Below are 23,764 nucleotides of genomic sequence, written 5' to 3'. Positions count from 1 at the left end.
CTCCCTGGTGAAATTAGCGCTGTGGAACCACCCGATCCCATCCCGAACTCGGAAGTGAAACGCAGCTGCGCCGATGGTAGTGTGGCTCAAGCCATGCGAGAGTAGGTCATCGCCAGGGTTTACACCCAAAACCCCGCTGCTCACGCAGCGGGGTTTTTCTTTGTGCGCAGTAAATGCGGGTAGTGCCGGCCGCTGGCCGGCAACCCGATGGCATTACATCGCCCGGTAGATCCACGCCATGCGTGGATACCCCCCGCGAGGAGCAGCGGTGCCAACCAAGGTTGGCAGCTACCAACAACAGGCGCACACAGCGATCGTTTGCCGGCCAGCGGCCAGCACTACCGGTAGATCCACGCCATGCGTGGATGCCCCCTGCGAGAAGCCAAGGTGCCAACCACGGTTGGCCGCTACCAACAGCAGGCCCACACAGCGATCGTTTGCCGGCCAGCGGCCGGCACTACCAGCAGGTGCGTGGATGGGTTGTTCCTGAGAAAAGCGATGCCAACCAAGGTAGGCATCCACCGGTAGAAGCTTGACCGCTACCCAAGGCAGGTCACGCATAAAAAGACGGCGCCCTGCGGGCGCCGTCTTGATCAGGATCGAATTGAAGGCCCGGATCAGGCGGCCCGCGAGACCTCGTGCGGTTCCTGCTGGCGGAATACCGAGACCGCTTCGGTCAATGTGCCGGCCTGCGACTGCAGCTCGCGTGCGGCCGCGGTTGCTTCTTCCACCAGCGCCGCATTCTGCTGCGTGGCCTGATCCATCTGCACCACGGTCTGGTTGATCTGCTCGATACCGATCGACTGCTCCTGCGACGCTGCGGAAATCTCGCGCATCAGGTGGCTGACATCCTCCACGCCGCCGACAATTCCCTGCATGCGCTGGCCGGCGTCGGCCACCAGCTGGGCACCTTCCCCCACCTGCCGGCCCGCCTCGTCGATCAGCTTCTTGATCTCCTGTGCGGCCGCCGCCGAACGCTGTGCCAGCACGCGCACCTCGCTGGCCACCACGGCAAAGCCTCGGCCCTGCTCGCCGGCGCGTGCCGCCTCCACCGCTGCGTTCAACGCGAGGATATTGGTCTGGAAGGCAATGCCGTCGATGACGCCGGTGATGTCGCCGATCCGCTTCGAGGCACCTTCGATGGCCTGCATGGTATCGACCACCCGCTGCATGGCCGTGTTGCCGTCACTGGCAGCGCTCTGCGTGGAGGCCGCCAACGCACTGGCCTCACGCGCATGGGCGGCGTTCTGGCGCACGGTGGCGGTCAGCTCCTCCATCGATGCTGCGGTCTCCTGCAGGTGCGCGGCCTGGCGCTCGCTGCGCTCGGACAATGCGCCGTTGCCGGCGGCAATCTCGCTGGCGGCGGTACTGATCGACGCCGCACATTCCTGGATGCGGCCGACCATGCGTGCCAACTGCCCGGCCGTGGCGTTGGCATCGCGCTGGATGGCAGCGAAGGCGCCGTGATAGTCGCCGTGCATGCGCCGATCCAGATCACCGTTGGCCAGTGCCGAGAGCATCTGCCGCACGTCGTTGACGGTGCTGCCGAGCGTATCGAGCAGCTGGTTGATGCCACCGGTCAGGCCATCGAGGAAGCTGGCGCCTTCAGTGGCCTGCAGGCGCTGGTCGAGGTCACCGGCCGCTGCCGCTGCGACGATGCCGGCCACGGCGTTCTCCAACGCGAGCTCATGGGTGCGGTCATGCCATTCCACGGCGAAGCCCAGGCGCACGCCCTGCGCGTCGAACACCGGGGTGACCACCTGGGCGAAGTGCACCGGGCCGATCTGCACCTTGCCGTTGTGCGTGACCTGCAGACCGTTGAGGATCGCGCGGATGCGGTCCGGGTTGGCGTGGAAGCGATGGATGCTGCTGCCGACCAGGCGCTCGGCGTCGAAATCGGGGAAGGCCTGTCGCAACGTCGCCTGCTGGTTGCGCAGCAGTGCCACCACCGAGCGGTTCACGTAGCGGATCACATGGTCGTTGTCGGCAATCATCATCGCGGTGCGCGAGGCATCGAGGGCCTGGCGGATCTGCGCGTTCTCGGCATGCGACGCGGCTTCGCGTCCCCGCTGGGCCTGCACGTGGCGCGCAGTGTCGGCCAGGGCGTGGGCCAGTGAACCCGGCGCATAGGCGCCGGTATCGGCATGCGCGCCAAGATCGGCACCGGTGGCGATGTCGCGTGCAAGCGCGGCAAGCCGACGCGGGCCGTGGCCAAGGGACTCGGTCTGCTGCCGAAGGCGCAGTGCGACCTGGCCGAGGAACAGGGTCAGGCCCGCGAACATGCCGGCCTGCAGCAGCGTCGGCCACAGCGCGGCACCGCCCTGTAGCGGTGCCAGCAGGGCGAGAGTGCCAACACCACCGGCCAGCCATACCGGCAGGCGATCGCGGTGGCTGAGCAGCACGCCCAGCAGCAACGCGATCGGCAACGCTGGCGACAGGCCGACGATCGCGCACAACACGGCCAGCTGCAGCGACAACAGCAACGCCAGACCGTTGCGGGCGACGGCCCGGCCTGCCTGCGGTCCGCCCAACCACGCGGCGGGCAGCGCGGCGACGGCTGCCAACGCCGCGGCCTGCACCTGCAGGCCACGCAGGGCCAGCACCAGGCCAGCCAGGGCCAGTCCCGCGCTGCCAATCAGCAGGCGGCGGTCAGCGCGGTGCGCGAGCTGCTGCAGATGCGGCAGGCGGGCAATATCGGGGGGACGGGAGGATGCAACGGACATCGGCGACTCCTGGATCAGCAAACGACAACGGCCACGCCGCGGCGCACGCAGGAGTGCGTGACCAGGGCGCGAGCCGGGAATTCGGGGAATGCGACGCGATCAGCGACGCGGAGACGGGACACCGTGGCCACATCCTGTGGATGACGGTGCAATGGAGCAGGCATGCGGACTTCCTTGCAGAACCAGACACACGCCGCAGGCCCGACCGGGCATGCGTGCTGCGGACGCAGGGGCCCGCAACTGATGTATCGGCCGCAGACGCGCAGAGTGAAGCGCGCCGGTGCCTTCGCTCAGCCGGCGTTGTCGTTGCTGAAGAAGCGCAGGATCACGCCTGCGATCTGTTCCGGATCTTCCATGTGCAGGTGATGGTTGCCGGGAAACACCGCCAGACGGCCATCGCGCAGATGCTGCAGGCGATCGCTGCGCATCGGCTCGGGATAGTACGACTGTGCCGGCGTGGCGTAGATCACCTGCGTCGGGCAGGCGATGGCCTGCAGCAGGTTGTCGATCTGGCCTTCGCTGAGGCGGATCGCGGTGGGTAGCATCAGGCGCGGATCGCTGCACCAGCGGTAGCCGCCTTCAACCGGTTCCACGCCACGTTCGACCAGCAGGCGTGCGCAGCCTTCGCTGAGCTGGTTGGTCATCATCCGCGCGCGGACCGGCGCGGCGAGGTCGGGGAATACGCGCAACTGCTTGCGTGCCAGGGCGCGCGTGGCATTCACATGCTCGCGCAGGCGGTTGGCGGTTTCTTCTTCGGGACCACGCAGGCCGCCGAGTGCTTCGATTGCCACCAGCCGTTCGACACGGTCGCTGACCGAGGCGGTGAGGCTGGCGATGCCGGCGCCCATCGAATGGCCGAGCAGGCTGAAGCGGTCCCAGCCCAGTGCATCGGCCACATCGAGCACGTGGCAGATCGCGGCCGCCGTGGTGTAGCTGGCACCGGCCGGCAGATGTGCACTGTGGCCATGACCGGGTAAATCGATCGCCACCAATTGCAGCGACGACAGATGCGGCGCCAGCGGCACGAAGCTGGCCGCGTTGTCGAGCCAGCCGTGCAGGGCCAGCACGCGCGGGCCATCGCCGTGGTTGCGCAGGCCGGCGACGCGCGCGCCACCGACCTCCAGTTCAAACGGTTGAAGGCTCATGCCAGCGAGGCCACGGCCAGCCGCGCAAGCGCACGTGCGTGCTCCGGTTCGGCGTTGAGGCAGGGGATGTAGCGCATCGTCGCGCCGCGCTCGGCCAGCGTTTCGGTGAAGCCCATCGCGACCTCTTCCAGCGTCTCCAGGCAATCGGTGGCGAAGCCGGGGCAGACCACATCGATCTGCTTCACGCCGGACTCCGCCAGCGCCCACAGGCTGGGTTCGGCATACGGCTGCAGCCAGCGCTCGCGGCCGAAACGCGATTGGTAACCCATCTGCCACTCGTCCCTGGCCAGGCCCAGTGCCTTGGCGATGGCCTGCGCACTGGCCTCGCAGCGCTGCGGATACGGATCGCCGGCATCGGCCAGGCGCTGCGGGATGCCGTGGAAGGAGAACATCAGTTTCTGGCCGCGACCGTGCTGTTCCCAGTAGCGGCGGATCGAGCCGGCCACGGCGTCGACCCAGCCCGGATCGACCGAATAGTCGCGCACCAGGCTCACGGTCACGCCCGGATTGCGGCGCTGCCAGGCATCGACGCGGTCTTCGACCGAGGCGGTGGTGGTGGTGGAGTACTGCGGGTACAGCGGCAGCACCACGATGCGGCGCACACCGTCGGCCGCCAGGCGGTCGAGCTCGCTGGCCAGCGCCGGCTCGCCATAGCGCATTGCATGGCGAACCTTCAGGGGCGGCAACAGCGCTTGCATGGCCTGCGCCAGCTGGTGCGTGTGCACCATCAGCGGAGAGCCCTCCGGCAGCCAGACTTGGGCGTACTTGGCCGCTGAACGGCTGCTGCGCAGCGGCAGGATCAGTCCACGCAGCAGCGGCTGCCAGAGCAATGCCGGGATCGAGACCACGCGGGGGTCGGACAGGAATTCAGCCAGGTAACGGCGTACGGCGGGGGCCGTCGGCGTCTCGGGCGTGCCTAGGTTGACCGCCAGCACGGCGGTATCGGGTGCGTCGAGCATGAGCGGTATTGTCGCCGATCCGGTGCCGCGCCGGGATGCAGGGTTCGGATTGCAGGCATAGCGCGCATCAATGTGAGCAGGGAACGCTCATTGGGGATTCATGACAACACTACTAATTTCAGTCACTTGCTATATCTTCCTATGGACTGACTTCTGGAGCCTGCCATGCGTCGCCCGATCCAAGCCCTGCTGATCGCCGCCAGCCTGCTGTCCAGCCAGGCCATGGCCGGACCGCAGGAAGACCAGCGTGCCCGCAATGCCGTGCGCGTGCTGGCTGAAATCCAGGAAATCCCTGAACAGGGCATTCCGGACAAATTGCTCGACGAAGGCCGCGCGGTCATCGTCATTCCCGACACGATCAAGGCCGGTCTGGTCATTGGCGGTCGTCGTGGCCATGGCCTGATGTCGGTACGCATGCCCAACGGCGCCTGGTCCAATCCGGTGTTCGTGAAGCTTACTGGCGGCAGCATCGGCTTCCAGGCCGGCGTGCAGTCCTCCGATGTGGTGCTGGTGTTCCGCAACGACCGCAGCCTGGACAACCTGGTCAACGGCAAGTTCACGCTGGGCGCCGATGCCGGTGTCGCCGCCGGCCCGGTCGGCCGCAATGCCGCCGCTGCCACCGACGGCCAGCTGAAGGCCGAGATCTGGTCCTGGTCCCGCGCCCGCGGCCTGTTTGCTGGCGTTGCCCTGGATGGTGCGGTGCTGCAGATCGATGATGCCGCCAATCTGGACGCCTACGGCAGCAACACCACGCCGCGCATGATCTTCGAAGGCCGCGCCGCCGGTTCGCCGTCGATGGATGTGGTCACTTTCCGCGATCGTCTGGAAGAGGCCACCTACGCCGCGCGCAACAACCGCAGCGGTAACGGCGGCAGCGCCCCGCGTCCGGCAGCGGCCCCGGCGGTTGCTCCGGCGCCTGTTCAGGCAGCGCCGGCCGCCCCAGCCGAAGCCACCACCGCGCCGCTGCAGAACGTGCCGCAGACCCCGCCACCGCAGCAGCAGGGCTTCCAGCCGGTCAACGACGGCGAAATCCGCACGGAAACGCTGGGCGGAAACTGACTTTCGTCACGCGCGCCGGCTAACACCCGGTGCGCTATGCTCGACAGCCTGATCACTAACGTAACGAGCGTCTTTATGGGCAGTTTCAGCATCTGGCATTGGTTGGTCGTGCTGGCCATCGTCCTGCTGGTGTTCGGCACCAAGCGCCTGACCAGCGGCGCCAAGGATCTCGGTTCGGCGGTCAAGGAATTCAAGAAGGGCATGCGCGACGAGGACAAGCCGAACGCGCAGCTGGGCGATGAGTCGCGCAGCCAGGACGCCTCGCGCACCGCGCAGGACGAGCACGACCGTAACGCTCGCTGATCCGGAGCGGTTGCGGTGTTCGATATCGGCTTCAGCGAACTGCTGGTGATTGCAGTGGTCGCCCTGGTGGTGCTCGGTCCCGAGCGCCTGCCCAAGGCGGCCCGCTTCGCCGGCCTGTGGGTGCGTCGTGCCCGCAATCAGTGGGATTCGGTGAAACAGGAACTGGAGCGCGAACTGCAGGCCGAGGACATCAAGCGGCAGATGCAGGACGTGCGCCAGGGCATGCAGGACACCGAGAATCAGCTGCGCGCCAGCGGTGAAGCGATCCGTCGCGAAGCGCAGGAGGCCCAGCAGCAGGGCGATACGCTGGCGCAGGAGGTTCGCGCACCGGCGCCTGCGGATCTGCCGCCGCATATGAGCGCTGTGCCCGACGCCGATGCGCCGGCATACGAGAGCGTTGCTCCCGAGCCGACGCCGGCGACGCCCCCTGAAGCCGGTGCACCGCCGCCGCAGAGCAGCCCGGAGCGCCAGCCATGAGTGAACACGATTTCGGCGAAAGCTCGCTGGTCGAACATCTGGTGGAACTGCGCGGCCGTCTGGTGCGCGCGTTGCTGGGCCTGGGCGTGGTGCTGCTGGCGCTGCTGCCGTTTACCCAGAAGCTGTACAACGCGCTGGCCGAACCGCTGGTCTCGCAGTTGCCGAACGGGCAGACGATGATCGCCACCAATCCGGCCGGTGCCTTCTTCGCACCGCTGAAGCTGACCTTCTTCGTGGCCCTGTTCGTGGCGGTGCCGTGGCTGCTGTACCAGTTGTGGGCGTTCGTTGCCCCGGGCCTGTATGCGCGCGAGAAGCGCCTGGCGGTGCCGTTGCTGGTGTCGTCGGTGCTGCTGTTCTACGCCGGCTGTGCCTTCGCCTACTTCCTGGTGCTGCCGGCGGTATTCCACTTCCTCACCACCTTCAGCCCGGACGTGATCGCGATCACCCCGGATGCGAACGCCTACCTGGACTTCGTGCTGGCGATCTTCTTCGCCTTCGGCGGCAGTTTCGAACTGCCGGTGGCGATGGTGATCCTGGTGCTGCTGGGCTGGGTGACGCCGCAGCAGTTCAAGGAAGGCCGTGGTTACGCGATCGTCGGCATCTTCGTGGTCGCGGCGGTGCTGACCCCGCCGGACGTGGTCTCGCAGCTGATGCTGGCGATCCCGATGTGCCTGCTCTACGAGCTGGGCATCCACGCCGCACGCTGGCTGGTGCCGTCGTCGGTAGTGAAGAAGCCCGCTGCCTGAAAAAGGGGACGGGGGGGATTAAGTCGTTTGTGCCACTGTGCGGCTAACGACTTAATCCCCTCCGTCCCCTTTTTCTATCCACGCATGGCGTGGATCTACCTGCGTTCTGGTCAGGCGTGGAACACGTCGCTGGAGGTCGGCGTGGTCGGAATCGGCGGGGCCGCGCGGCTGCCGCGATGCACGAACATTTGCTTCCAGGCGGCGTAGACCGCGCCGACATACAGCGGCATCAGCACCGTGGTCAGCACCAGCTGGGCGATGAAGGCCGCGGCCAGCGGGCCACCGATCAGCATCGCGATCTGGATCACGATCACGAACAGGATGTACATGCAGAACGCGGCGATCAGGCCGAGTACGGCGAACACGAACATCGCGCCGATGTTCTCGATGCAGCCCTGCAGGCTCAGGCGCAGCGCATGCATGCCGCTCTGCTTGTCGAACACCACCAGCGCCGGCTGGGTGAACATCGCCAGCGACAGTGCTACCGCGCTCAGGAACACCAGCAGCATCCACAGCGCGATGCGCTTGGCCGGCAGGTTGGCGACCAGCGCGGCGGCATCATCCGGCTTGATCTGCTGGCCACTGCGGCTGATCTCTTCCATCTTGGTCATGACCTCGCTGAAGGCGGTGAAGCCCTCGCGGCCGATCATCATGAACAGCAGTGCGCCCAGCAGCAGTACCGCCAGCACCTGGATCGCCAGCGGCACCAGCAGGTGGCTGACGCGGTGGTCGCGGATCGGCTGCAGCAGGTGCGAGGCCAGGCCCGGGCGGCCTTCGTCGATCTCGCCCACGGCGTACAACATGCCGCCGAACATGATCGGCGAGATGGCCAGGGTCATCAGCTGCACGGCCATGCCGGCGGCGCCGGGAATCAGCGTCGACAGCAGCGTGACCACCCAGCTCACCAGCAGCCAGGTCAGGCCGATCCGGGCCAGCTGCAGCGGCGCACGCCGGTACAGCGAGAACGTATCCAGCAACCACTGCGCGCCCGCCGAAGCCGGCAGCTTGCGAATCTCTTTCATGGACATCCGGGAAGGACAGGAGGGGGCCGGGCGGCTGCCCGTGCCGCCGATTATCCCTGTTTTGCCACCGGCTGGGCTGAAGACAGCCGCGCCTGGCGGACGAAGCGGCGCAACAGCTGGCGGGCCAGCGGTGCGGCACTGACCGCGCGCTCGATGCTGCGGGCACAGCCACCGTGGCGACCGATGCAGTCGGCGCGGGCGCGCACGTAGCCGCGCATGTGGTGGGTGGCGAATTCCGGATGGAACTGCACGCCCCAGGCCTGGCGGCCCCAGCGGAAGGCGTGGCAGCCGTCCAGCGGTGAGCGTGCCAGCACCTCGGCGCCGTCGGGGGCGCGCAGCACGGTCTGCAGGTGGGTGGCATGGGCGGCGAAATGCTGCGGCAGGCCCTGGAACAGCGGGTCCTGCGCGGCCTGCGGCTGCAGTTCCAGTTCGATCGTGCCGGACTCACGGCCGGCCGGGTTGTAGGCCACCTCGCCCCCCAGCGCGTGCGCCAGCAGCTGGTGGCCGTAGCAGATGCCGAACACCGGCAGATCGTCGTGGGCGGTCTGGCGCAGCCATGCGGCGCTGCGTTCGCTCCACTCGGCGTGGTCGGTGACGAAGGCGGCCGAGCCGGTCACCAGCACGCCAGCGAAGGCATGTGGGTCGGGCAGGGCGCCACCGTGTTCGACATCGACCACCACCGTCTCGTGCTCTTCCAGCCCGGCGGCAACGCGGATCCAGTGCGGAAAGCGCCCGTAGCGGCGCAGCGACGGTACCGGGCGACCGGTTTCAAGGATCAGGAACGGGGCTGGGTTCATCCGGGGGCGGCAGGACTGACAGGACTTCCTCGATTGTAGTCAGCCCCTGCGCCACCTTTTCAAGCCCGGCCTGGCGCAGGGTTCGCAGCCCTTCAGCCCGTGCGGCACGGCTGAAACCGGCCAGATCCATGTCGGCGCGGATCTGCCCGCGCAGCCGCGAGCCCAATGGCAGCAACTCATACAGCCCGATGCGGCCGAGGAATCCGGTGCGCCGGCACTCCAGGCAACCGACCGGCCGACAGGGCGTGGCGGCATCTGGATATGCAGCATGGCTATCAGCCAGCACGGCCCAATCGGCGGCGCCGAGGCTGTGTGGCTGCTTGCAGTGCGGGCACAGCGTACGCACCAGGCGCTGGGCCAGGATGCCGTTGAGGGTGCTGGCCAGCAGGTAGTGCGGCACGCCTAGGTCGAGCAGTCGGGTGACCGCCGAGGGCGCGTCGTTGGTATGCAGGGTGGACAGCACCAGATGGCCGGTCAGCGAGGCCTGCACCGCCATCTGCGCGGTCTCCAGGTCGCGGATCTCGCCGATCATGATGATGTCCGGGTCCTGCCGCAGCAGGGTGCGCACGCCGCTGGCGAAGTCCAGGTCGATGTTGGTCTGCACCTGCATCTGGTTGAACTCGGGCGCGATCATCTCGATCGGGTCCTCCACGGTGCACACGTTCACATCCGGCGTGGCCAGCCGCTTCAGCGTGGAGTACAAGGTGGTGGTCTTGCCCGAGCCGGTCGGGCCGGTCACCAGCACGATGCCGTGCGGGCGTTCGACCAGCGCATTCCAGCCCGCCGCCTCCTGTGGGCTGAAGCCGAGCTGGTCGATGCTCTTGAAGGCGGCATCCGGGTCGAAGATGCGCATCACGCACTTCTCGCCGAAGGCGGTGGGCATGGTCGACAGGCGCATCTCGACCTCGCGGCCGCCCGGCGAGCGGGTCTTGATGCGGCCGTCCTGCGGGCGCCGGCGCTCGGCCAGGTCCATGCGGCCGAGCACCTTGATGCGGCTGACCACGGCGGTCATCACTGCCGGCGGGACCTCGAACACCTTGTGCAGCACGCCGTCGATGCGGAAGCGCATGCGCCCCATCTCGCGGCGCGGCTCCAGGTGGATGTCCGACGCGCGCTGTTCATAGGCGTACTGCAGCAGCCAGTCGACGATATGCACGATGTGCTGGTCGTCGGCATTGACGTCGCCGGTGCGGCCCAGCTCCACCAGCTGCTCGAAGCTGGGCAGGGTGGTGTTGGCTTCGCCACGCACGTCGCCACGGGCGCCGCGCACCGAACGGGTCACCCCGTAGAACTCCATGGTGTAGCGGTGCAGGTCCAGCGGATTGACCACGGCCAACTCGATGCGGCGGCGGGTCAGGTGCTGCAGGTCGCGGCGCCATTCCTGCACCAGCGGCTCGCTGGTGGCCACCAGCACGCGCTCGGCATCCACCGCCAACGGCAGGAAACGGTGGCGGCGCGCGTAGGCGTGCGACACCAGCGCGGTCACCGCAGCGACGTCGACCCGGGTCGGGTCGATGCGCAGGTAGCGGCTGCCGGTGCGCTGCGCCAGCCACTCGGTGAGGCGCTCCAGGGTCAGTTCGCCACCGCCGCTGGCGGCCAACTTGAGGTTGGACAGCAGCACCAGCGGGTGCACTTCACTGGCATTGCGCGCGCCCTGTGCGGAAAACCGCATGCGCTCGCGGTCCTGCTCGGCCACCAGGTCATCGGCGACCAGGGCCGCGGCAATCTGCTCGAACTGCAGGCGACCCCACGGCAGCGGTACGCCGCCAGCCTCGCCGGGCGTGCCCACCGGCAGCCGATGTTCCATCTGCCTGCTCCTCCCGGGTACGGAATGCCCCGCAGGTCGGCCGTTATACTAACGCACCCCCTTGCCGGCCAAGACTCGTACGCATGTCCGCGACCCCGACCGTTCCGATCACCTTCCAGGGCCTGATCCAGACCCTGAACCAGTTCTGGGCCCAGCAGGGCTGCGTGCTCATCCAGCCGCTCGACCTGGAGGTGGGCGCCGGTACCTTCCACCCGGCCACCTTCCTGCGCGCGATCGGTCCGGAAAGCTGGAACGCGGCCTACGTGCAGCCCTCGCGCCGCCCGACCGACGGCCGCTACGGCGAGAACCCGAACCGCCTGCAGCGCTACTACCAGTACCAGGTGGCGATGAAGCCGGCGCCGGACAACATCCAGCAGCTGTACCTGGATTCGCTGAAGGCGCTGGGCATCGATCCGCTGGTGCACGACCTGCGCTTCGTCGAGGACAACTGGGAATCGCCGACGCTGGGCGCCTGGGGCCTGGGCTGGGAAGTCTGGCTCAACGGCATGGAGGTGACCCAGTTCACCTACTTCCAGCAGGCCGGTGGCCTGGAGTGCCGCCCGGTGCTGGGCGAGATCACCTATGGTCTCGAGCGCCTGTGCATGTACCTGCAGAACTGCGACAACGTCTATGACCTGGTCTGGACCTACGGCCCGGACGGCCAGCCGGTGACCTACGGCGACGTCTACCACCAGAACGAGGTGGAGCAGAGCACCTACAACTTCGAATACGCCGACGTGGAAGAAATGTTCCACCGTTTCGACGCCTGCGAGCGTGAAGCGCAGAAGCTGGTGGAAGTGAACCTGCCGCTGCCGGCCTACGAGCAGGTGATGAAGGCCAGCCACACCTTCAATCTGCTCGATGCGCGCCGCGCGATCAGCGTGACCGAGCGCCAGCGCTACATCCTGCGCGTGCGCGCGCTGGCCCAGGCGGTGGCCAAGGCGTACTACGAGCAGCGCGAGAAGCTGGGATTCCCGGGTGCGAAGAAGGCCTGACCGCCGCTTCCACTGCCATCCGCTTTTCATCAATTACCCGGGGCGCCGGACGCGTTGCGCGCTGCGCCCCCACCACAGGATCGAACCGATGAGCCAACTGTCCCCCCTGCTGATCGAACTGGGCACCGAGGAGCTGCCGGTCAAGGCGCTGCCGGGCCTGGCCCAGGCGTTCTTCGACGGTGTTGTCGAAGGCCTGCGCAAGCGCGGTGTCGCGCTGGAACTGGGCGATGCGCGCCCGCTGTCGACCCCGCGCCGCCTGGCCGTGCTGCTGCCGGGCGTCGGCCTGGAACAGCCGGAACAGCACAGCGAAGTGCTGGGCCCGTACCTGAACATCGCGCTGGACGCCGAAGGCCAGCCGACCAAGGCCCTGCAGGGCTTCGCCGCCAAGGCCGGGATCGACTGGACCGCGCTGGAGAAGACCACCGACAACAAGGGTGAGCGCTTCGTGCACCGCGCGGTGACCCCGGGCGCGAGCACCGCCAGCCTGCTGCCGGAGATCCTGCGCGAGGCGATCGCGGCGATGCCGATTCCCAAGCCGATGCGCTGGGGTGACCACGCCTGGGGCTTCGCGCGCCCGGCGCACTGGCTGGTGCTGCTGCACGGTGCCAACGTGGTCGAGGCCGAGCTGTTCGGCCTGCAGGCCGGCCGCGTCAGCCGTGGCCATCGCTTCCACCACGACCAGGCCGTGTCGCTGGCACAGCCGCAGGACTACGTTGAAGCCCTGCGCGCCGCGTTCGTGCTGGTCGACCCGAGCGAGCGCCGCGCGCGCATCGTCGCCGAGGTCGAGGCCGCTGCGGCCAAGGCCGGTGGCAGCGCCCGCATCACCGAGGACAACCTGGAGCAGGTGGTGAACCTGGTCGAGTGGCCGTCGGCGGTGCTGTGCAGCTTCGAACGCGCGTTCCTGGCCGTGCCGCAGGAAGCGCTGATCGAGACGATGGAGATCAACCAGAAGTTCTTCCCGGTGCTGGATGACAGCGGCAAGCTGACCGAGCAGTTCATCGGCATCGCCAACATCGAATCGAAGGACGTGGCCGAAGTGGCCAAGGGCTACGAGCGCGTGATCCGCCCGCGCTTCGCCGATGCAAAGTTCTTCTTCGACGAGGACCTGAAGCAGGGCCTGGTATCGATGGGCGAGGGCCTGAAGACGGTGACCTACCAGGCCAAGCTGGGCAGCGTGGCCGACAAGGTGGCACGCGTGGCCGCCCTGGCCGAAGTGATCGCACCCCAGGCCGGCGCCGACGCCGCGCAGGCCAAGCGGGCCGCGCAGCTGGCCAAGAACGATCTGCAGTCGCGCATGGTCAACGAATTCCCGGAACTGCAGGGCATCGCCGGCCGCCACTACGCCGTGACCGGTGGTGAATCGCAGGAGGTGGCGCTGGCCATCGACGAGGCCTACCAGCCGCGCTTCGGCGGTGACGACATCGCGCTGTCGCCGCTGGGCAAGGTGCTGGCCATCGCCGAGCGCGTGGACACGCTGGCCGGTGGTTTCGCCGCTGGCCTGAAGCCGACCGGCAACAAGGACCCGTTCGCCTTGCGCCGCAACGCGCTGGGCCTGGCCCGCACGATCATCGAAAGCGGTTTCGAACTGGACCTGCGCACGCTGCTGGCCAGTGCCAACGCCGGCCTGGCCGTGCGCAACGTGCAGGCCGACGTCGGTGAACTGTACGACTTCATCCTTGACCGCCTGAAGGGTTACTACGCTGACAAGGGCGTGCCGGCCACGCACTTCAACGCCGTGGCCGAGCTGAAGCCGGCCTCGCTGTACGACTTCGACCGCCGCCTGGATGCGATCGGCACCTTCGCCGCGCTGCCGGAAGCCGAGGCACTGGCAGCGGCCAACAAGCGCATCCGCAATATCCTGCGCAAGGCCGAGGGCGACATTCCGGCCCAGATCGACCCGGCACTGCTGCAGGAAGATGCCGAGCGCGCGCTGGCTGAGGCGGTCACTGCGGCGATCGACGACACCGGCGCCAGCCTGCACCAGAAGGATTACGTGGCCGTGCTGGCACGCCTGGCCCGCCTGCGACCGCAGGTCGACGCCTTCTTCGATGGCGTGATGGTCAATGCCGAGGATCCGGCGCTGCGTGGCAACCGCCTGGCGCTGCTGACGATGCTGGGCGAGCGCCTGGGCAAGGTGGCAGCGATCGAGCATCTGTCGAGCTGAGATGTGGTGCCAAGCAAGCTTGGCACCCACCGGTAGTGCCGGCCGCTGGCCGGCATTGCCCCCGCGCACCGAATCGCCGGCGGATGTCCATCGGGGTCATTGCCGGCATCGCGCACGATGCCGGCATCCTCGGCTGCGATCACGACGATCGCCACAAAGGCGCGTATTTTGACCGCCACTTAACAACCGATCCCCAATGACGTGATGCATTTCGCATCGTCACCTTCGGTCGGTATGCTGTGCCGCATGCAGCCAAAGAAATACGCCCTGCCGCTGATGGTCCTGTCGCTGGCCGCCACCTCCGTGGCCCACGCGCGCGGCACCATCGACAAGGTGGACATCAAGGGATTGGACAAGGGCGACGACGCCGCAATCATCGAGAACATCCAGGAATCGCTGTCGCTGTACGACACGATCGGCAAGGAACAGGGCGAATCGCGCCTGGAGTACCTGCTGTCACAGGCCGAGCGTCAGACCCGCCAGGCACTGGAACCGTTCGGGTACTACAACCCGGTGATCAAGGTCGAGGCGCCGCGCGAGGACGAGCACGTGCGCGTGCTGATCCATGTCGACAAGGGCACCCCGGTCACCGTCCGCCGCGAGCACATCGACATCACCGGGCCGGCGATGTACGACCAGTACCTGCAGGACGACCTGGCCGCGTTCAAGCCGCGCAAGGGCCAGCGTTTCGAGCACACGCAGTACGAAGCCAGCAAGATCACCGTCACCCGTCGCCTGGCCGAACGTGGCTATTTCGATGCCGACTACACCCAGCGCCAGGTGCAGATCACCCGTGCCGACAACGCGGCCGACATCGACCTGACCTGGGACAGCGGCCGCCGTTACAACATGGGGCCGGTGCGTTTCGAGCAGGATTATTTCGTCGACAAGCTGTTCGACCCGCTGGTGTACTGGGAACAGGGCAGCTACTTCCACGAGGGCAAGCTGGACCGGCTGCGCGAATCGCTGACCAAGCTGGACTACTTCAGCGTGATCGACATCCAGCCACGGCCCGACCAGGCCGATGCGAACGGCGAAGTGCCGGTGGATGTGAAGCTGACCCGTGCCAAGCGCACCATCTATACCGCGGGTCTGAGCTACGGCAGCGAGAGTGGCCCGGGTGTGCGCGGTGGCATCGAACGGCGGTGGCTGAACAACCGCGGCCACAAGATGAACACGCAGCTGGACTATGCGCAGAAGCGCAAGAGCCTGGTCACCAGCTACCGCATTCCGGCCTTCAACTGGCTTGATGGCTGGTACACCTTCGCTGCCAGCGCTTACGACGAGCAGACCGACTACATCGACCTGCGCAACTTCAAGCTGATCGCCAGCCGCAGCGGCGAGATCAACGAACACTGGACCGCGATCGCCTCGATCAACGCGCTGCGCGAGCGCTGGCGCTATGCCTCCGGCACCGAATTCACCGATGCGGTCTACAACACCTCGACGCTGGTCTACCCGCAGCTGGTCGCCGACTACGTCAACGTCGATGACGAACTGTTCCCGCGCAAGGGCATCAGCGGTACCGCGACGATGCGCGCCGGTGTGGAGGGCGCGGGTTCGGACACCAGCTTCATACAGGCCAACGCCGTGCTGCGCTGGTACATCCCGGTGGGCGAAAGCAACCGCCTGATCCTGCGCGGCGAGGGTGGCACCACCTGGACCAGCGACCTGGTGGCGATGCCGCCGAGCCTGCGCTACTTCGCCGGTGGCGACCGCAGCATCCGCGGCTATGCCTATCGCGAGGTGGGCCCGCGGACCCCGGCACCGGACAAGTACGCGCTGGGCGCCAAGAACCTGGTGATCGGCTCGGCCGAGTACGAGCACTACTTCAATGGCGGCCCCTGGGGTGCGGCGGTGTTCGTCGATACCGGCAGCGCCTTCGACAACACCATTGATCTGCACACCGGCGTCGGCTTCGGCGTGCGCTGGAAATCGCCGGTGGGCCCGGTGCGCATCGACGTGGCGCATGGCCTGAACAACCCGGATTCGCAGTTCCAGCTGTACCTCAACATCGGAGCGGACCTGTGAGTACGCCCGCACCCACTCCGAACCCGACCACGCCGCCGCGCGTGCGCTTCTACCGCCGCCGCCGCTTCTGGGCCTGGTCCGGTGTGGGCGTGCTGGGCCTGGTGCTGCTGGCCCTGCTGGCGGTGTACTGGCTGCTGCAGACCGTGGCCGGCCGTGACGTGCTGCTGGCACAGGTGGTGGCACGGCTGCCGGTGGGCGCCAGCTTCACCTGGGACAAGGTGGAAGGCCCGGTGGCCGGCCCGCTGACCCTGTACAACGTCGACTTCCGCTACGACGACATCCATTTCCATGCCGAGCGCGCGCACCTGGAGCCGGACCTGCGCCCGCTGCTGGGCCGCAAGCTGCTGCTGGACAAGCTGGAGCTGACCAACGCGACGCTGAACCTGGCCAAGAGTGACGAGCCGTTCAAGCTGCCGTCGTGGCCGGATTCGCTGCCGCAGATCGAGATGCCGCTGGCGATCCAGGCCGATGCCATCGCCATCGATGGCTTCCGCATCAGCCAGGCCAACGAACCGGTGATCGACATCAGCCGCGTGCGTGGTGGCATCGAGATCGCCAACGGCGAGTTCCAGGCGCACAAGCTGGTGGTGGACAGCGACATGGGCAATTTCACCGCCCAGGGCCGCTACATCCCGGCCAAGGACTACGACACCGACGTGACCGTCACCGCGGTGCTGCCGGCGCCGCGTGGCCGCACGGCCGCCACCGTCGGCCTGGTCGCCCGTGGTGACCTGTCGCACATGGAAGTGGCCGTAGCCGGGCGCGCGCCGAAGCCGTTGCACGCGATGCTGGTGTTCGATGGCCGCACCGATCCGAGCTGGAGCGCCAGCATCCGCAGTGACGAGCTGGATCTGGCGCTGCTGTCGCCGGCACTGGCCAGCTCGGCGATCGCGCCGCTGGCGCTGGACTTCACCGCTGCCGGCAAGGGCGGCAACGCCAACCTGCGCGGCAAGGTGAAGCAGGGCGATCAGGAACTGGAACTGGCACCGTCGGTGGTGTCGCTGCAGGACCAGGTACTGAAGGTCTCGCCGCTGCTGGTGAAGGGCCTTGGTGGCGAAGCACGGCTTGAGGGCACCGCCGATTTCAGCCAGGAAGACCAGCAGAAGCTCAACTTCTCGGTGGTCGCACATGATCTGACCTACGTGCCAGCGGCGGACCCGAACACCGCCGGCAGTGCACCGGTGCCGGTCACCTTGAACGAGGCACGCTTCGGTCTGGCCGGTACCCTGAAGGCCTGGGCCGCGATCGGCCGCGCCGAGGTCGAGCGTGACGCGCAGAAGGCGCAGCTGCACTTCGATGTGCGCGGCAACGACCAGGCCGCGTCGATCCACCAGCTGCAGGCGCAGACGCCGGGTGGCCAGCTGCAGGTGGAAGGCCAGGTGGCGTGGGCACCGCAGCTTGACTGGGATGCCAAGGCCACGCTGAAGGACTTCGACCCCGGCTATTTCGTGCCGGGCTGGAATGGCCGCCTGTCCGGCAACCTGGCCTCCAAGGGCCGCCAGCTGCCGCCGCCGGCAAACGCGCCGCCGGGCACCGCCGGCACGCTGGAAGCCACGGTCGATCTGCCGTCGCTGAAGGGCGTGCTGCGCCAGCGCAATCTCGATGCGCAGGGCAAGTTCGCGCTGCAGGGCGCGCAGGGCCAGGGTGACCTGAAGCTGGCGCTGGGCAGCAGCCGGGTGACCGCTTCGGGCAAGGTCGGTGATCGCCTCGACATCGATGCGCGCTTCGAGCCACTGCAGCTGAGCGATCTGCTGCCGGGCGCCGATGGCGGCCTGCGTGGGCAGGTACAGGTGAAGGGCCCGCGCGATGCGCCGGACATCACCGCCGACCTGGTCGGCAACAACCTCAACTGGGACGGCTACGGCGCCGAGAGCGTGAGCATCAAGGGCCACCTGCCGTGGCGCGGCGACAGCGGCACGCTGGCGATCCAGGGCCAGCAGGTCAATGCCGGCATGCTGCTGGAACGCTTGAACGTGGATGCGCAGGGCAGTGTCTCCAACCTGCGCCTGGCCGCGCAGACCCGCAACGAGATGGGCGCGATCGAGCTGCAGGGCAGCGTCCGCCAACAGGGCGCGCAGTGGCGCGGCGAGCTGGCCGCGCTGCGCATCGCACCGGTGAAGGGTGATGCCTGGTCGCTGCGTGCACCGGCGGCGTTCGCGATCAATGGCAGCAACTACACGCTGGGCGAAGCCTGCCTGGCCGCTGCCAGCAGCGGCACACTGTGCGCACAGGCCAACTGGCCGCGCGAGGGCCTGGTGGTGCGCAGTGATGCACTGCCACTGGCGCTGGTGCAGCCGTGGTTGCCGCCGCAATCCGGCCGTCGCATCTACCTGCGCGGCGATGTCAGCCTGGACGCGCAGATCCGCCCGCGCGGCAACGCCTGGGAAGGCCATGTGGAAGTACGCTCGAAGGAAGGCGGCGTGCGCCTGGGCGAGAACCGCAACACCGTGGGGGACACCACCCGCGGCGAGCTGGTGCGCTATGACCAGTTCTCGCTCAAGCTCGACATGACCCCAGCCAGCATCAAGGGCTATCTGGGCATGGGCTTCCAGGGCAACGGCTTTGTCGATGCCAGGATGCAGACCGGCTGGGAAGCCAGCGCGCCGTTGAACGGCGAGCTCTATCTCAACATGTCGCGGCTGTACTGGCTGGAGCTGTTCTCGCCGGACATCGTGCGCCCGACCGGCCTGATCGAAGGCCACGTCAGCCTGCGCGGCACGCGCGGCCAGCCCTCGCTGGGCGGTGACGCCCAGCTGAGCAATTTCAAGGGTGAATTCCCGGCGCTGGGCCTGACCTTCGACCAGGGCAAGGGCAGCTTCGTGGCCCAGCCCGACGGTTCGGCCAAGATCACCGCGCAGGCCAACTCGGGCCAGGGCACGCTGTATGTCGATGGCGGCCTGTCGTGGTTCGGTGATGCACAGCCGCTGCAGTTGAAGATCCACGGCGACAACGTGCTGCTGTCCAACACCAGCGAGCTGCGCATCGTCGCCAACCCCAACCTCGACTTCACCCTGGCCAAGGCGGCGATGGAACTGCGCGGTACCGTGCACGTGCCCGAGGCCGACATCGACCTGGAGCGCCTGGACCGCGGCACCTCGGTGTCCGAAGACGTGGTGGTGCTGGACCCGGCCGATCCGGAAGAGTCGCGCACCTCGCCGTTGGACATGGAGCTGGTTGTCAGCCTTGGTGACAAGGTGAAGATGACCGGCTTCGGCCTGAAGGGCGCGCTGACCGGGAAGATGCAGGTCTGGGCCAAGCCCGGCCGCGAGATGACCGCCAATGGCGGCCTGGAAGTGAGTGGACGCTACAAGGCGTATGGGCAGGACCTGACCATCACCCGCGGCAACCTCACCTGGAACTACAACGCGGTGTCCGACCCGCGCATCAACATCCGTGCCGAGCGCCGGATCGGTGATGTCACCGCCGGCATCGACGTGACCGGGCGTGCGCAGCAACCGCGTGCGGACGTGTGGTCCGATCCGGCGATGTCGCAGTCCGAAGCACTGGCCTACCTGGTGCTGGGCCGCAGCCTGACCGGTGCCAGCAGCGACCAGACCCAGCAGGTCAACGCGGCCTCTGCCGCATTGTCTGCGGGCAGCGGCCTGCTGGCCTCGCAGCTGGGTGCCAAGCTGGGCCTGGACGATGCCGGCGTGAGCCAGTCGCGCGCGCTGGGTGGTTCGGTGATCGGCGTCGGCAAGTACATCTCGCCGAAGCTGTACGTCGGCTACGGCGTGTCGCTGGTCGGTGCTGGTTCGGTGATCACGCTGAAGTACCTGCTGCGTCGTGGCTTCGACGTGGAAGTGGAGTCGAGCACGGTGGAAAACCGTGGGTCGATCAACTGGCGGCGGGAGAAGTAGAGCCCGCCATGCGTGGCTGCGGTAGCGCCGGGCACGGCGCTGCCGCAATCAACGGTTAGGCCATCGCAGACGGCCTTGATGAGCATGAAGGTCTTTCGCCCAGTAGACCTGCATCCGTACCGGCGCGACCATCACGACCGTGTCCACCGAACCGGGCTCAGCGCGTCGAGCCCCTTCGGGGCGAAGCGTTGCAAGAACTGATGGGTGATGCGCAGTAAGTACCGCTGTCGACGACCAGCAGGACCAATGCGCTGACCGAACCGCGGTCGTGACCCGCAACCCAATCATTCGCTCATGGGCTGGCTTCATCGGGACCCTGCACCGATCGATTCACGGTAGAGGCCCTGTAGACCATCGCTACAACGCCCAACAGGGTGCACGCCAACAGCAGCGCCACGACAACACGCTGCCACAGGGGCCTTCGGCGGCGCGGCGCTGAAGGCAGCCGATTACCGGCCGCTGCCGCCCAGAACAGGACCTGCTTGCGCTGCAACGGCGGTGGCGGAACCACGAACCACATGATGGGCTCGCCGACCAGGTAGTGCAGAGTGTCGCGCATCTCGCGTCGCGTGTGCGCTGACCGCGCCTGCCAGCGTGCGCGTAGCGGTCGCCAGGGCCCACTCAGCCGAGCCACGCGCGCGCGGGCTTGTGCCACAGAAACCGGTGCATCATCGCGATGCATGTAGCGAGCAAGAGCAACCTCGTTGCCTCGCAACAGCAACCAGCGGATGTGCATGTTCCGGCCATGGGCGGCCATGTCGTAGGATTCGCGTACGTTGCCTCGGTCGTACCACTGGAAGTGTGCGTCAAGCCGCTCGAAATTCGCGCTCTGCAACGGCACGTTCCCGCCCATCAGCAGCCGCCATGTTGCCAGCTTCAGTTCTTTGCAATCGGTCAGCTTCTGCAGCTCCAGGCACTGCTGGAACCACAACGCGAAGGCTGCCGGATCGCACTGCTGGCCCTTGGCGATGATGCGGTGGGCAAGGTCCTCGGCGGCAGTGCGTTCGGTCAGTTTCGATGCGTCGCTCATGCGTGGCAGCTCCAGAAATGGGCCGATGGATTGCGCCCCCTCAAATCCGGTGGCAACAGTCCCTCGCAGCAGAAGCTCCGATCGCACAGCCGGATCTGACGGCCTGGGCCCATCCGGCGCTTGAAATTCGCCAGACCGTGCACCGGATGGCCGACAACCGAAGGCGTCAGTAGTTCGCCGTCTGCAGTAGGGAACAGCCGACTGCCACCTGTCTCGTGAATGCTTACCGGCGAATAGGGGGTGCCCGGGTCGATGCCGACGCTCATGCCGCTTCCCTGACCGCATGTGATGGGATATCGATTGTAGGCGGCGAACATCGTCAATGAACGTGCCGCCCCAACCATCGGCCGTTGCCCCATCCGGCCCCAGCGGCTATGGTCCCGGGCTGTTCTGTCGTACCGGATTGCCTCATGTCACCACGCAAAGCCCTTCCCACCGCCCTGGCCCTGGGCCTGACCCTCGCCGCCGGCGCCCACGCCGATGAAGGCATGTGGATGCCGACCCAGCTGCCGGAACTGGCCAAGCCGCTGCAGGCCGCAGGTTTCAAGGGCAATCCGGCCGACCTGGCCAATGTCACTGCGCCGCCGCTGAGCGCCGTGGTGCGTGCCGGTGGCGGCACCGGCTCGTTCGTGTCCGCCGACGGCCTGCTGCTGACCAACCACCACGTGGCGATGGGCGTGATCCAGTACAACAGCTCGCCCGAGCACGACCTGATCAACGGTGGCTTCATCGCCAAGGACCGTGCCGACGAGCGCCCGGCCAACCCGGACTTCCGCGTGCTGGTCACCGTCGGCTTCGACAAGGTGACCGACCAGGTGCTGGCGCAGGCGCGTGGCAAGACCGGCCGCGCCTACTTCGATGCCGTCGATGCGGCCAGCAAGCAGATCGTGGCCGAGTGCGAGAAGGACGGCAGCGTGCGCTGCTCGGTGGCCAACATGTACTACGGCACCGACTTCTACCGCATCGCCCAGCTGGAACTGAGCGACGTGCGCCTGGTGTACGCGCCGCCGCGTGCGATCGGCAACTACGGCGACGAGATCGACAACTTCATGTGGCCGCGCCACACCGGCGACTTCACCCTGCTGCGCGCCTACGTCGGCAAGGACGGCAAGCCGGCCGCCTACAGCAAGGACAACGTGCCCTACCAGGCGCCGGCGCACCTGCAGATGTCGGTGGAAGGCCCGAAGGAAGGCGACTACGCGATGCTGGCCGGTTACCCGGGCATCACCTACCGCCACCGCACCGCGGCCGAATTCGCCGGCCAGATCGATGCTGTGCTGCCACGCCGCGTGTCGGTGTTCCAGCAGATGATCGACACCATCGAGGCCGCCAGCGCCAAGGATGCGCAGGCGCGCACCCGCTATGCCTCGCAGCTGCAGTCGCTGAAGAACAACCGCAAGCGCGCTGCCGGTGAACTGGAAGGCCTGCTGCGCAGCGATGCCAAGGCCCAGCGTGCCGCCGACGAGACGGCGATGCTGGCCGCGACCGACCGCAAGTACCAGGGCGACATCCAAGCGCTGCTGGGCAACCTGTCGCAGGGCGCGGCGGTGGGCGAGCGTGACCTGCTGCTGGACCAGATGGCCGCGCAGAGCCAGCTGCTGCGCTCTGCGCTGCTGCTGGAGCGCCTGCGCATCGAATCGGCCAAGCCGGACGCGCAGCGCGAGAGCGGTTTCCAGCAGCGCGACCAGGCGATGATCGAAGGCGTGCTCAAGCAGGTCCAGCGCCGCTACGCGCCGGAGGTCGAGAAGGCGCTGCTGACCACCCTGCTGACCCGCTACCAGAAGCTGCCGGACGCGCAGCGCGTGGCCGAGTTCGACGCGGCCTTCGGCCGTACCCCGCAGCAGCTGGCCAAGGCGCTGGACACCCTGTATGCCGGCACCCAGCTGGGTGACGAGGCGCAGCGCCTGTCGCGCTTCGCTGCTGCGCGCGAAGGCAAGTCGCTGGCCGCCGATCCGCTGATCGCCGTGGCCGGCCCGCTGGTGGCCGCGCAACTGCGCATCGAGAACGAGAGCAAGACCCGCGAAGGCGAGCAGCTGCGCCTGCGCCCGGCCTACATGCAGGCGCTGTTCGCCTGGCGTGCCAAGCAGGGCCGCGCCGTGTACCCGGATGCCAACCGCACCCTGCGTATCAGCTACGGCAAGGTGGAGGCGCTGCACCCGCGCGATGGCGTGACCTACTCGCCGGTGACCACCGTGGCCGGCATCGTCGAGAAGAACACCAACGCCTATCCGTTCGATGCACCCAAGCCGCTGCTGGCAGCCATCGCCAAGGGTGACTTCGGCAGCACCGCCGACCCGGCACTGAAGACCCAGACGGTCAATTTCCTGACCAACCTGGACACCACCGGCGGCAACTCCGGCTCGCCGGTGCTCAACGCCAAGGGCGAACTGATCGGCCTGAACTTCGACAGCAACTGGGAATCGGTCAGTGCCAGCTGGTGGTTCGACCCGCGCTACAAGCGTGCCGTGCACGTGGACATGCGCTACCTGCGCTGGCTGCTGGCCAAGGTCTACCCGGCGCCCGAGCTGCTGAAGGAAATGGGCGTGCCGGCCCAGTAAGAAGCCGGGCACGACCAACGGTCGTGGCCCGCACCGCGTAGGCCCCCACCTTGGTGGGGGTGGTTGCCCCCAACGAGCCCGCACCCCCGGC

At 67.5% G+C, this 23,764-nt stretch carries 16 protein-coding genes and 1 rRNA gene; 10 read left to right on the top strand and 7 right to left on the bottom strand.

The features are described 5' to 3' along the window. Positions 1 to 3: 3 nt before the first annotated feature. Positions 4 to 118, top strand: a 5S ribosomal RNA gene (gene rrf / locus EKL94_RS04845). A gap of 499 nt (positions 119 to 617) precedes the next feature. Here the strand turns inward: rrf and EKL94_RS04840 are convergent. From EKL94_RS04840 to hemH, 3 genes are all read right to left on the bottom strand, one after another. After that, positions 618 to 2,723, bottom strand: coding sequence for a methyl-accepting chemotaxis protein (locus tag EKL94_RS04840; RefSeq protein ID WP_126928206.1), 2,106 nt, complete (start codon positions 2,721 to 2,723; stop codon positions 618 to 620). A gap of 290 nt (positions 2,724 to 3,013) precedes the next feature. Then, positions 3,014 to 3,868: an alpha/beta fold hydrolase gene (locus EKL94_RS04835; RefSeq protein WP_126928205.1), complete on the bottom strand. Its 855-nt coding sequence runs from the start codon at positions 3,866 to 3,868 to the stop codon at positions 3,014 to 3,016. Further along, positions 3,865 to 4,827 carry a ferrochelatase gene (hemH, locus tag EKL94_RS04830; RefSeq protein ID WP_126928204.1) on the bottom strand — a complete coding sequence of 321 codons (963 nt, stop codon included), beginning with the start codon at positions 4,825 to 4,827 and terminating at the stop codon, positions 3,865 to 3,867. Before hemH ends, EKL94_RS04835 begins: the two co-directional genes overlap by 4 nt. A 165-nt stretch (positions 4,828 to 4,992) precedes the next feature. On the opposite strand from hemH, the gene EKL94_RS04825 reads away from it, so the two are divergent. The 4 genes from EKL94_RS04825 to tatC all read left to right on the top strand — a co-directional run bounded on the left by EKL94_RS04825 (position 4,993) and on the right by tatC (position 7,412). After that, entirely contained in the window at positions 4,993 to 5,886 is an 894-nt protein-coding gene (locus EKL94_RS04825) for a lipid-binding SYLF domain-containing protein (protein WP_126928203.1), read from the top strand. Between the two features lie 75 nt (positions 5,887 to 5,961). After that, the gene (tatA, locus tag EKL94_RS04820; protein ID WP_005420453.1) at positions 5,962 to 6,189 is read left to right on the top strand and encodes a Sec-independent protein translocase subunit TatA; all 228 of its coding nucleotides are present in this window, start codon (positions 5,962 to 5,964) and stop codon (positions 6,187 to 6,189) included. Positions 6,190 to 6,204: 15 nt separating this feature from the next. Beyond that, a complete protein-coding gene (tatB, locus tag EKL94_RS04815; RefSeq protein WP_126928202.1) occupies positions 6,205 to 6,666 on the top strand; it encodes a Sec-independent protein translocase protein TatB in 462 nt (153 codons plus the stop codon). Then, positions 6,663 to 7,412 carry a twin-arginine translocase subunit TatC gene (gene tatC / locus EKL94_RS04810; RefSeq protein ID WP_126928201.1) on the top strand — a complete coding sequence of 250 codons (750 nt, stop codon included), beginning with the start codon at positions 6,663 to 6,665 and terminating at the stop codon, positions 7,410 to 7,412. The genes tatB and tatC overlap by 4 nt, the downstream gene beginning before the upstream one ends. Positions 7,413 to 7,522: 110 nt before the next feature. Here the strand turns inward: tatC and EKL94_RS04805 are convergent, their stop codons facing one another. The 3 genes from EKL94_RS04805 to EKL94_RS04795 are packed head-to-tail and all read right to left on the bottom strand — an operon-like array spanning position 7,523 to position 11,038. Continuing rightward, positions 7,523 to 8,434: a BPSS1780 family membrane protein gene (locus EKL94_RS04805; protein ID WP_110714191.1), complete on the bottom strand. Its 912-nt coding sequence runs from the start codon at positions 8,432 to 8,434 to the stop codon at positions 7,523 to 7,525. Positions 8,435 to 8,484: 50 nt separating this feature from the next. Beyond that, positions 8,485 to 9,231, bottom strand: a complete 747-nt coding sequence (locus tag EKL94_RS04800) for a glutamine amidotransferase (protein WP_005411673.1) — start codon at positions 9,229 to 9,231, stop codon at positions 8,485 to 8,487. Then, a complete protein-coding gene (locus EKL94_RS04795; protein WP_126928200.1) occupies positions 9,203 to 11,038 on the bottom strand; it encodes a GspE/PulE family protein in 1,836 nt (611 codons plus the stop codon). The genes EKL94_RS04800 and EKL94_RS04795 overlap by 29 nt, the downstream gene beginning before the upstream one ends. An 83-nt stretch (positions 11,039 to 11,121) precedes the next feature. Here EKL94_RS04795 and glyQ point away from each other — a divergent pair, with 83 nt between their 5' ends. The 4 genes from glyQ to EKL94_RS04775 all read left to right on the top strand — a co-directional run bounded on the left by glyQ (position 11,122) and on the right by EKL94_RS04775 (position 20,085). Further along, positions 11,122 to 12,033, top strand: a complete 912-nt coding sequence (gene glyQ / locus EKL94_RS04790) for a glycine--tRNA ligase subunit alpha (protein ID WP_006403404.1) — start codon at positions 11,122 to 11,124, stop codon at positions 12,031 to 12,033. Positions 12,034 to 12,121: 88 nt separating this feature from the next. Next, positions 12,122 to 14,197, top strand: a complete 2,076-nt coding sequence (glyS, locus tag EKL94_RS04785; RefSeq protein WP_126928199.1) for a glycine--tRNA ligase subunit beta — start codon at positions 12,122 to 12,124, stop codon at positions 14,195 to 14,197. Positions 14,198 to 14,431: 234 nt separating this feature from the next. Next, complete coding sequence (locus tag EKL94_RS04780; RefSeq protein ID WP_126928211.1) at positions 14,432 to 16,228, top strand: autotransporter assembly complex protein TamA; 1,797 nt, start codon at positions 14,432 to 14,434, stop codon at positions 16,226 to 16,228. After that, on the top strand, positions 16,225 to 20,085 hold the full coding sequence (locus tag EKL94_RS04775) for a translocation/assembly module TamB domain-containing protein (RefSeq protein ID WP_126928198.1): 3,861 nt from the start codon (positions 16,225 to 16,227) through the stop codon (positions 20,083 to 20,085). Before EKL94_RS04780 ends, EKL94_RS04775 begins: the two co-directional genes overlap by 4 nt. Before the next feature lie 292 nt (positions 20,086 to 20,377). Here the strand turns inward: EKL94_RS04775 and EKL94_RS04770 are convergent, their stop codons facing one another. Further along, positions 20,378 to 21,202, bottom strand: coding sequence for a hypothetical protein (locus tag EKL94_RS04770; protein WP_126928197.1), 825 nt, complete (start codon positions 21,200 to 21,202; stop codon positions 20,378 to 20,380). Positions 21,203 to 21,525: 323 nt separating this feature from the next. Between EKL94_RS04770 and EKL94_RS04765 the strand changes: the two genes are divergently transcribed. Next, complete coding sequence (locus tag EKL94_RS04765) at positions 21,526 to 23,673, top strand: S46 family peptidase (RefSeq protein ID WP_126928196.1); 2,148 nt, start codon at positions 21,526 to 21,528, stop codon at positions 23,671 to 23,673. The last annotated feature ends 91 nt before the right edge of the window (positions 23,674 to 23,764 follow it).

Source organism: Stenotrophomonas maltophilia, from assembly GCF_003970865.1.
Classification (GTDB): domain Bacteria; phylum Pseudomonadota; class Gammaproteobacteria; order Xanthomonadales; family Xanthomonadaceae; genus Stenotrophomonas; species Stenotrophomonas maltophilia_AR.
Note: the sequence above shows the minus strand (reverse complement) of the source record. Positions and strands in the feature narration are given on the sequence as shown.

Excerpts from the sequence above, each read along its gene's own strand:
- hemH (WP_126928204.1), bottom strand. The coding sequence starts at position 4,827 with ATGCTCGACGCACCCGATACCGCCGTGCTGGCGGTCAACCTAGGCACG.
- EKL94_RS04825 (WP_126928203.1), top strand. The coding sequence starts at position 4,993 with ATGCGTCGCCCGATCCAAGCCCTGCTGATCGCCGCCAGCCTGCTGTCC.
- EKL94_RS04800 (WP_005411673.1), bottom strand. The coding sequence starts at position 9,231 with ATGAACCCAGCCCCGTTCCTGATCCTTGAAACCGGTCGCCCGGTACCG.
- tatC (WP_126928201.1), top strand. The coding sequence starts at position 6,663 with ATGAGTGAACACGATTTCGGCGAAAGCTCGCTGGTCGAACATCTGGTG.
- glyS (WP_126928199.1), top strand. The coding sequence starts at position 12,122 with ATGAGCCAACTGTCCCCCCTGCTGATCGAACTGGGCACCGAGGAGCTG.
- glyQ (WP_006403404.1), top strand. The coding sequence starts at position 11,122 with ATGTCCGCGACCCCGACCGTTCCGATCACCTTCCAGGGCCTGATCCAG.
- EKL94_RS04835 (WP_126928205.1), bottom strand. The coding sequence starts at position 3,868 with ATGAGCCTTCAACCGTTTGAACTGGAGGTCGGTGGCGCGCGCGTCGCC.
- EKL94_RS04765 (WP_126928196.1), top strand. The coding sequence starts at position 21,526 with ATGTCACCACGCAAAGCCCTTCCCACCGCCCTGGCCCTGGGCCTGACC.
- EKL94_RS04840 (WP_126928206.1), bottom strand. The coding sequence starts at position 2,723 with ATGTCCGTTGCATCCTCCCGTCCCCCCGATATTGCCCGCCTGCCGCAT.
- EKL94_RS04805 (WP_110714191.1), bottom strand. The coding sequence starts at position 8,434 with ATGAAAGAGATTCGCAAGCTGCCGGCTTCGGCGGGCGCGCAGTGGTTG.
- EKL94_RS04780 (WP_126928211.1), top strand. The coding sequence starts at position 14,432 with ATGCTGTGCCGCATGCAGCCAAAGAAATACGCCCTGCCGCTGATGGTC.
- EKL94_RS04795 (WP_126928200.1), bottom strand. The coding sequence starts at position 11,038 with ATGGAACATCGGCTGCCGGTGGGCACGCCCGGCGAGGCTGGCGGCGTA.
- tatA (WP_005420453.1), top strand. The coding sequence starts at position 5,962 with ATGGGCAGTTTCAGCATCTGGCATTGGTTGGTCGTGCTGGCCATCGTC.